We start from the raw sequence: 9,815 nt of genomic DNA, 5'->3' as shown, positions 1-9,815 counted from the left end.
AGAGGGTAAATCTAAGGTGATAATGACTCTTACTGAGAGATTATCAAGAATTAATATTGTTCGTTTATTAGATGCTAAGACTAATGATAATGTTATTAAAGAGGTTGAAAAGATTATTAAAAGTAATAAATATTTAATTCATTCTATTACTTCTGATAATGGTTCTGAGTTTTCTAATGTTAAGTATATTACTGATTTAGGTATTAAGTGGTATTTTGCTCACCCTTATTGTTCTAATGAGAGGGGTAGTAATGAAAATAATAATAAGATGATTAGGAGATTTATTCCTAAGGGTAGGTCTATGAATAAATTAAGAAAAAAAGATGTTAAATTTATTGAAAATTTTATGAATAATTATCCTAGAAAAATTTTCAATTCTTCAACATCTTATGAAGTTTATGAATGTCTTTTAAATCTTGTTTAAGTTGTTTTTGGACATTTACTTTTGGAATTTAGGGAACATAAATACAAAAGTTTTAAACTTATTTATCCTAAATCATATAATTTTACTTTAAATAATATTTTATGATATAATTAGGCTGCTAGGAGGTAAAAATGAACTATTTTATTTCAGGAAAAAGTGCAAGAAAAATTTATATAGATAATATATTAAATAATAGCGATAAAAATAAGATGTATTTTGATGAAAATACAGTATCTGAATTTTTAAGTGAATTAAATGCAGGATCACTTTTTAGTGAACCGACTATTTTAATACTTAAAAATGCAAATAAAGTGAAAGATATAAATAATGTGATAAAAAATGTTAACTTAAATACTTTTAATGATAAAGATGTAATTATAGACTATGAGGCAAGCAAGGAAAATAAGAAGATAAAAGAACTTTTAAATAATTTTGAAGTACACGAAATTTTAGATGATAGAGAAAATAAGAATGTTTTAATAAAATACATACAAGAAAGATTAAAGTGTAATAGTAAGGATAGTAATAATATATTAGAGATTATAGGGCAAGATTTTTATTCATTAAAAAATGAAATAGATAAAATATGTTCATATTTAAATGGCGAAGAATTTTCATTTGATAATATTAAACCCATTTTATCCAAAAATACTAATTTTTTTATTTTCAATCTAACAGAAGATATACTTAATAAAAAAATGATAGAATTTCCTATAAAAGAACATATGGCCTTACTTTCTTCCTTAAGTAATGATTTTGAAATTATGTATAAACTACATATATTAGATATTAAAAATATTAATTACAATAATTTTAAATCTCAATATGAAAATCATAAATTTTTTAAAAACCTTAATCCATATTATGTATTCAAGAAAATACAATTTATAAAAAACTTTAGCAAGGATAGAATAAAAGAATTAATATTACTTTCCTTTGAAACAGATTTAAAAATTAAAACGGGGTTAATACCATTAGAAGATGGGATAGAATCATATATATTAAAAATATTAAAATGATTTTCATTTTATTATTGACTTTCTTCTACATTTGCTGTATTATACAACTATAATAGTATGGAGGTGTAATTATGGAATTTAATAATAAATATCCTATATATAAACAGCTGTTTGAAATATTTTTATCAGATATTCTAAGTGGCAACTTAAAGCCAGGAGATAAATTTATGTCTATTAGAGAAGCTTCTATTAAGTTTAATCTAAATCCTAATACAGTTGTAAATGCATTTAGAGAACTTGAACTTCAAAAAATAGCTGTAACTAAAAGAGGAGTTGGAACTTTTGTTACTGAAGATTTAGATATTTTGAAAAAATTAACTATAAAACATTCTGGAAATGTATTAGATGAATTTTTATCTAAAATGCATTCTTTAGGTTTTTCTAATGAGGATATTATAGCTCAAATTAAAGAAAGGGGTAAATAAAATGAAAAATGTATTAGAAATAAAAAATTTAAATAAAAAATATTTTAATAGCATAGTTCTAAATAATTTAAATTTAACATTAAAAGAAAATACTATAGTTGGAATATTAGGCCCTAATGGTAGTGGAAAAACTACTTTATTAAAAATAATTGCAGGACTAGCAAAAGAAAGTAGTGGGGAAGTATTAATAAATGGATTAAAACCATCAACTAAAACTAAAAGCATGGTTAGTTACCTATCAGATAAAAATTTCATAGATAATTCACTTAAAGTTTATCAAGCACTGAATTTATATAATGATTTTTTTGATTTTGATATGAATAAAGCAGTAAAACTTTTAGATGAGATGAAAATAAATATCAAATCAGAAATAGCATCTTTATCTAAGGGTATGAAAGAGAAAGTTTTCTTAATTTTAACTTTATCAAGAAATGCTAAAATATTTATACTAGATGAGCCTATAGCAGGTGTAGATGTTATTACAAGAGATCAAATATTAAATATTATAATAGAGAATGTATTAGAAAATTCTACAATGCTTATTACTACTCATTTAATAAAAGATATAGAAAGAATATTTGATGAAGTTGCTTTCCTAAAAGATGGAAAAATAGATGAGGTATATAAAGTAGATGAATTAAGAGAAAACAGTGGTTTAACTATAGAAGAATTATATAAAGAAATATTTAAAGAAGGTGATAATAATGCTTAAATTTTTAAAATATGAATTTAAAAGAAATTGGAGATTTAATTCAATAATATTGTTTTCATTCATAACATTAACAATTGTATCAAAAATATTATACTACACAAACTCTAATGAGTATTCTTTGCCTAAAATGATAACAAGATTATGTATTTCAGCTGCTTATTTTTCAACACTTTTCTATTATATAAAGAATTTTTCTAAAGATCTTTATTCAGATACAGGATATTTCACTTTTTCATTACCTATATCTGGTTATACATATTTTTTAGGTAAAATAATAATTTATTTTATATTTTCTATTATTTTATCACCGTTATATTTTATTTCAATTTTATGGATAGAAGGATTCTCTTTTAGATTATCAACAGAAATCCTAACACATTTTATTAATAAGAATATATTATTAACTAGTGTATCATCACTTTTATTTATTATATTTTCAATTATTACAATTTATTTAAGTATAACTATAATACATTATTTTTTTAAGTCAAAAAATATGTTCCTTTTATGGATATTCGTATTCGTATTTATAATGGTTGCAGTTGTATACTTTAGATTTGAAATGATTTTTTCAAATAATCATGTAATAGATACACTAATATTAGATATTTTAATACAATCATTTTTTATAATATCATTTATAGCATTAGGCGGATATTTAATAGATAAAAAATTAGAATTATAATAATAATTGAAGAATTTCTATATATCAAAAATTACAACATTTAAGTTTAAAAATCTCTTATAAATTATATACTAAAAACATTAAATAGAAAAAATACTTCAGTATTAATAAAAATCTATAAATTTCATAAATATATAAAAATTGGGGCTATCTATTTAAAACAGCCCCTTTTAATTATCTTAGCTCAATTTCCACTCTTCTATTAGAAGATCTTCCACTTGAACTCTTATTTGTTTCTATTATGTTATTATATCCTGATGAACTTACCTTCCTTATACTTATACTCATATCTAAACCTAACTCTCTTAGTTTCTTTGCTACTACATTTGCTCTCTTTAAACCTAACTCAAGATTTAAATCCTCTCCTGATACATTATCTGTATACCCTGTTATATATATCTTCCTATTCTTATAGTTCTCATTTAATTCTCTTACTATATTCATTAACATCTCTTCTTGGCTCTTTGTTAACTCATGTATACCTAATCTATATCCATCTAGTGTGTATAAGTCATCTTCATTCATCTTAATTTTTTCTATTACTTTTATTCTTTCTCTTAATTCCTTTATCTCATCTCCTATCCTATCATTTTCTCTTCTTAATCTATCATTATCTTCTTCTAACTTCTTATTCTGATTAATTAACTTTTCATTTTGTTCAATCAATCTATCTCTTATATCATTTGAAGGATTATTTTCTATTATTACTTCTTCTCTTCTTACATCATCTCCTCCAAACTGATATCCTATTCCTGCTCCTATCCCTACATTACCTCTTGTATTTAATGATAAGTTTGCCTTATATAATACATTTCCTCTTTCATTTATTCCACTTAACCCTAATGCAAAGGCTGAATGTCCTTCATAATATCCATATGATGCTCCTATATTATGTCCCTTTCCATTTATCTGTGGTATACTTGCAACTGCTATTGCATTTGCTACCCCTCCTAAGGCTCCATTTAATTTATTATCTACATATCTCTTATTTACTGCATAATGTCCTGGATCATTATCTGTTAGATCTCTTAAGCCTTTTACTACTCCTAATCCTTTATCATTATCTGTTTTAAATGATATTGTTGGTTCTTTATCTTTTCCATTTCCTCCATCTATTTTAACTGTTTCTTCTCCTTTATTATTTGATAAAGAAATAGTTGGAGTTTCAGCTTTATTATCTAATGTTATTCCTTGTTTATTATCTTTATCTTTTAAAGTTAATGTATTTGATGTTAGGTTAGAACTTCCTTTATCATCTTTTATTGTTGTTCCTTCTAATGTATATTTTGCACTTGTAGTTGGTTGAGCTTTATTATTACCATTCATTAATGGATTAACATCATATTTACCTATTTCAGTTCCATTTGGTCCTGTTTTAGACATTATGTATTTATTATCATCTGTCTTATTAATTGTAGTTAGTCCTTCTTTATCTAGTTTAACTTTAGATTTATTTCCATTATCATCTAATTCTTTTGTTTCAAATGAAGTCATGTTAGTTAGCTTATCTGATAGTTTTACTGTTAATTCACCTTTATCTTTATCTGATTTAACTTGTATGTTTCCACTTGCACTAGTAAAGTCATCCTTACTATCTGTTCCTTCTCCTTTAATAGTTACTTTCTCTCCTAGGTTTTTATGTATTTTATCTCCTGAACCGGTATTTCCTTCAAAGCTTATTCCTGCTTTGGCTAAGGCTACTATGTCTGTTCCTGTTGCTACTTTGTTTTTATTATTTTCATATAATTTATTTGTATTATCAATTAGTTCTTTAACTTTAGATGAAGCTTTATCTTCTGTTGTAATTGAATCATCTCCTAATATACTTGCTACATTTCCTATTGATATTGGTGTACCATTTTTAGGCATTACATTAACTGTTACATCTTTATTTTCTAATGGTGTTGGTCCTTGATTATTCATTCCATTATTATTATTTTTAGGTTTGTATTTTTGTTCTTTTTCATTATAATCGTAATTCTTTAATTCAGATTCTTTATATAACTTACCATCTTGACCTCTTACAACTTTTTCACCATTTGTTTCATATTCAAATGGACCGTTTGCTATTGATTTTATTTGATTATCTACATAATTCTTATTAACTGCTATACTTCCATCTGTTTCATTAGGATCTATATCTTTAAGACCAGTGATAGTTCCTTTTTCTCCATCTATTTTAATACTTGGACTTCCATCTTTTCCATTTACAGTTATTTTTCCTGCATTATTTTCAGTTTTTATTGATACCGAATCTTTTCCATCTTTACCTTTTACAGTTATCCCTGATTTTTCAATAGTTGTTTCTGTTTTATCTCCTGAATTATCTTTAGGTCCAAATGTTAATTTATCTGCTGTTAGATTAGCTTTACTATCATTACTTATAACTTCTACACCATTAGTATCAATTTTTGTTTTTTTACCTTTTTCTTCTTTTGTTTCTATACTATTTAGATTCTTTAAATCTTCAGCAAGTTTAACATCTAATCCATCATTAGCAGAATTCTTTGTAACTTTAATGTTATCTTTGGCTGTAGCTCCATTAACCGTTCCTTCACCTTGTATCTTTAAAGTTTCTCCTAACTTTTTACTTACAGTGTTATTATCATTTCCTTGGAATGATATAGATTTGTTTTCTAAATTCTTTATATTAGTAGTTGAAGTTCCTATAGCATTATCTAATGCAGTTAAAGCATTTCCTACATCTTTATAGTCCATAGTATTATCTTTACCTGCTTTTAATTTGTATGTTGGTCCTGTAACATTACCTTTATCATCTATTTTAGCATCTCCACCTAAAGCATCTACATACTTTTTAAGTTGTGATACATTTACAGCATCATTATCAGCTACTCCATTTGCAACATTTGATATCTTTATATTCTCTCCTGTTTTAGTAAATATTAAATCTTTTCCTCCAATTTTTAACATTGCACTTTCTGAATTTCCATTTTTAAATATCAAACTATTATTATCATCTTTACCGATTTTAGTTGCCCCTATTAAAGAATCTTTAGTAATTTCTACTTTTTCTCCATTTTTCGATATAACTATTTTATCTGCTGTTGTTTTAACACTATTTTTCTCATTATCTTTTATTTCATTTGAAGATGATGTTATAGTGTTTGTAAGTTCTTTTCCACTACTCTTATCTGTTAATGTTATAGATTCTTTTGTTAACTCATTTATTTTTTCATCTTTTCCATCTTTATCTGTGATTTTTAATTTACCTGCTGATAATGTTGTCTTATCTGCACTATTTTTTACTTCTACATTTTCAGATATAACTGATATTTGTTTATCATTGTTTCCAGTAACTTTAAGTCCTTCTGTTGATAAAACTGATTTTTGACCATTTGCATTAGATTTAGTTGTTATCATATTTAAATTTACTAAATCTTCTGCTAGTCCTATAGTTAAAGTTTTATTATTTGAATCTGCTGTTACTTTTATGTTATTTATAGCTGTTCCATTAGCAACTATCCCCTCACCTTTAATGTTAAGCTTTTCTCCTAATGCAACTTGTACTTCCCCACCTTCATTTCCTACAAACTTTAAATATTTATCTTTTAGTAATCCAGAAGCAAGTTGTTTGAATTGAGCAACATTAATAGCATCACTGTCTTTTTCTCCTGCTGCAACTCCTGTTATTCTTCTAGTAACTGTTTCTCCATTACCTATAGCAAGTTCTCCATGAGTTGGTTTCCAAGCTCCACCATTATTAGAATTTGAACCTGTAATATCATATCCAGCTTTATTTACATCTGCTGTGTTTTTAGATCCACTTCCTAAAACTATACTATTTTTAGCTGTTGCTTTTGCTCCATTACCTATGGCTATTGCATTTTCACCGTTATCTTTATCTGTACTAGCACTATGTCCTATTGCCATAGAATTTTTACCTTTTGCACCCTTATTAGAATAATTTGCATCTTCTATTTTATTTTTTTCTTCCATAGTCAATACACTATTTATTTTATCATCAGATGAATCTTCTTGTTTAGCTTTTTCTAAATCTTGTAAATATTTATCTATATCAAATTTACCATTAGGACTGTATTTACTATCATCTATACTCAAAGCTTTAATTTTATCAGCATGTTCCTTTATCTTTTCTTTTTTCTCTAAATCCTCTACCTTAGCTTTTAATTCTTTAACACTATCATCATTTATGTTTTCACCTGATTTTTTTCTTGCGTCTATGGTTAGCATTTGTGTTTTTAGTTTTACATAATTTCTATAATCTACTTCTTTTCTTGCTATATCTTTTAGATCATTATCAGTGTTAACTGAAAAATATCTGACTTTGTCATCTGTTTCTTCTGTAACTCCATCTAATCTATCTTCAAGTGTTTTTAGTTGGGCAACATTAACAGCATCAGAATCTCTATACCCTGATGCAACATTAATTATTCTTCTTTCATAACCCTTTTTACCTACAGATATTACTCCAACTTTAGCCGAACTTGGTATAGAATATGAACCTCTTGCTGTGTATCCTGATTTATCTAAGTCTGATTTTTCATAATCAGTTGCTGAAAGATATCTTAAGGCAACTGAGTTATCTAAGGTTGCATTAGTCTGATTCCCTAATGCTAGTACTGATTTACCATTATGTCCTTCTATTTTTTTATTACTACTATCTTTTAACTCACTTATGTTGGCATCATTACCTATTATGATAGAATCTCCATCTTTTGAAGTTCCCCAAACACGAGAATTAACTCCTAATATTATTGAATTAGGTGCATAGGCAACTGATCCATGACCATAAACCATAGAATTTTTACCATCTATGTCTACTCCAGAACCATTACCAAAGGCAATAGAACCCTCTCCTAAAGCTCTTGCAGCTATCCCTAATGCTATTGAATTTTTTTCTTTTGTAAATGAATATGATCCAATTGATATTGAGTTTTCTTTAAGTGAGAACGAACCTCTACCTAAGGCTATACCATTATCTCCAAAAGCTCCTGATTTACTTCCTACAACTATGGCATTTTTTCCACTAGATTTAGCTATATCTTTTACTCCATTTTTTATTTCTTTTTTTATCTTAAGTATATCTGTTTTAACATCCTTATCATCTTTTGCCTCTACAAAAGCTTTTTCTATTCCATCTATATAGCTTTTAACCCCTATAAAATAATCTCCACTTTTTAAATATGTTTCTTTTTTATCATCCATTACATTACTTAAAGGAGTATCTGTTCCAAGACCTAGTATAGTTTTAGCAACACCATTTAAGTCAAAACCATAAAGCCCTCTTTTATCTTCTTTTGAAGCTACATCTCCATAATCATTTAACATTCCAAATAGGTTTGTATTTACATCTTTTGAATTAGATTTTAACTTTATTTTCCCCTCATAATCATACTCAACATTAGAGTAAACTTCTGTTCCTATAGCTATAGAGTTTTGTCCACCTGAAATAGCTGATAAACCATAAGCTGCTCCACCTTCTGATAGAACCAATGTCTTATTTCCTGATGCTATAGCATTATTTGCAAATACATTAGTTTCTCTACCTATTGCTATAGCTCCTTCACCTTCTGCTCTTGTTAGTGTACCAACTGCTGTTGACCCTTTCTTAAGAGCAAAAGCAAGTGTTCCTAATGCAGTTGAACCATCAGCATAGGCTATAGAACGAGAACCTATTGCAATTGATCCATGTCCTTGTGCTAATGTTGGTGAATATATATTTTTTTCTTATTATCACTACTGGTATTTCCATTTTTAGCATATCCATAAATATTTCCATTTTCATCTATTTTTTCATAAAGTTGTTTAAAATATTCTTTATAGTCATGATCTGTGATAGATTGCTTATACTCAGTTATATCATCATTACCTATAGCTATAGAAGATCTACCTATAGCATATGTATTATTTCCTATAGATGTTGCTTGTCCTGTTGAATAAACTGAGTTACCTATTGCAACTCCTTGTCCATCATCTTCTGTTACACCATTACCTATGTTAAAATGATCTTTATACACATAAGATTTACTACCAAGAATTACAGAATTTTGTAAATCTGATTTAGTGTTAGCTCCTATTACTACACTCTGAGATTTTTCTGAAATCGCATTAAATCCTATTACTACATTTTCTGAACCCTTAGCATAAGTTTGACCACCAGCTCCTATTACTACTGAACTAGAAGTATTATTTGTATTTTCGTATTTAGCTAATATCACATTATTTTTACTATTGTTTTCTCCATCTTCTGAAGTTACTCCAGATTTACCAACAGTTCCAGTACTATCATTTATAGCTAACCAAGAACCATAAGACATTGCTGATAAACCTGCAATTCCTAAAATAAAGTATCTAATTACTAGTTTATCATTAATACTTACCTTATTTTTTAAAAAACTTTTTAATTTTTGTACTTTGATATCTTTCATTTTTGTTTTTTTATTTCCTTTTAAACTTTATTTTTATCAAAATATTTATTTTCATATTAATAGCAGTGTTCCACATCTTGAAACACTGCTATATAAAAATATATATTTATTTATCTGTAAATATTCATATTATATTATGA

At 26.4% G+C, this 9,815-nt stretch carries 5 protein-coding genes and 1 pseudogene; 5 read left to right on the top strand and 1 reads right to left on the bottom strand.

Annotated elements, in window-relative coordinates; genetic code table 11:
- From BT993_RS04140 to BT993_RS04120, 5 genes are all read left to right on the top strand, one after another.
- On the top strand, positions 1-424 hold a 424-nt coding region (locus BT993_RS04140), incomplete at its 5' end, for an IS30 family transposase (RefSeq protein WP_143604208.1).
- A 131-nt stretch (positions 425-555) separates the two neighbouring features.
- Positions 556-1,443 carry a DNA polymerase III subunit delta gene (holA, locus tag BT993_RS04135; RefSeq protein ID WP_072593362.1) on the top strand — a complete coding sequence of 296 codons (888 nt, stop codon included), beginning with the start codon at positions 556-558 and terminating at the stop codon, positions 1,441-1,443.
- A gap of 71 nt (positions 1,444-1,514) precedes the next feature.
- The gene (locus BT993_RS04130) at positions 1,515-1,868 is read left to right on the top strand and encodes a GntR family transcriptional regulator (RefSeq protein ID WP_072593361.1); all 354 of its coding nucleotides are present in this window, start codon (positions 1,515-1,517) and stop codon (positions 1,866-1,868) included.
- A 1-nt stretch (position 1,869) separates the two neighbouring features.
- Complete coding sequence (locus BT993_RS04125) at positions 1,870-2,580, top strand: ABC transporter ATP-binding protein (RefSeq protein ID WP_072593360.1); 711 nt, start codon at positions 1,870-1,872, stop codon at positions 2,578-2,580.
- On the top strand, positions 2,573-3,265 hold the full coding sequence (locus BT993_RS04120; RefSeq protein WP_072593359.1) for a hypothetical protein: 693 nt from the start codon (positions 2,573-2,575) through the stop codon (positions 3,263-3,265). The genes BT993_RS04125 and BT993_RS04120 overlap by 8 nt, the downstream gene beginning before the upstream one ends.
- 174 nt (positions 3,266-3,439) lie before the next feature.
- Here BT993_RS04120 and BT993_RS04115 read toward each other — a convergent pair.
- Positions 3,440-9,675: pseudogene (locus tag BT993_RS04115) on the bottom strand (OmpA family protein).
- Positions 9,676-9,815 lie beyond the last annotated feature (140 nt).

This window comes from Streptobacillus ratti (genome assembly GCF_001891165.1).
Taxonomy (GTDB): Bacteria; Fusobacteriota; Fusobacteriia; order Fusobacteriales; family Leptotrichiaceae; genus Streptobacillus; species Streptobacillus ratti.
The sequence above is the reverse complement of the archived record's forward strand: the minus strand, read 5'-3'. Positions and strand labels throughout refer to the sequence as shown.

Coding starts and splice junctions, on each gene's coding strand:
- holA (WP_072593362.1), top strand. CDS start 556: ATGAACTATTTTATTTCAGGAAAAAGTGCAAGAAAAATTTATATAGAT.
- BT993_RS04130 (WP_072593361.1), top strand. CDS start 1,515: ATGGAATTTAATAATAAATATCCTATATATAAACAGCTGTTTGAAATA.
- BT993_RS04125 (WP_072593360.1), top strand. CDS start 1,870: ATGAAAAATGTATTAGAAATAAAAAATTTAAATAAAAAATATTTTAAT.
- BT993_RS04120 (WP_072593359.1), top strand. CDS start 2,573: ATGCTTAAATTTTTAAAATATGAATTTAAAAGAAATTGGAGATTTAAT.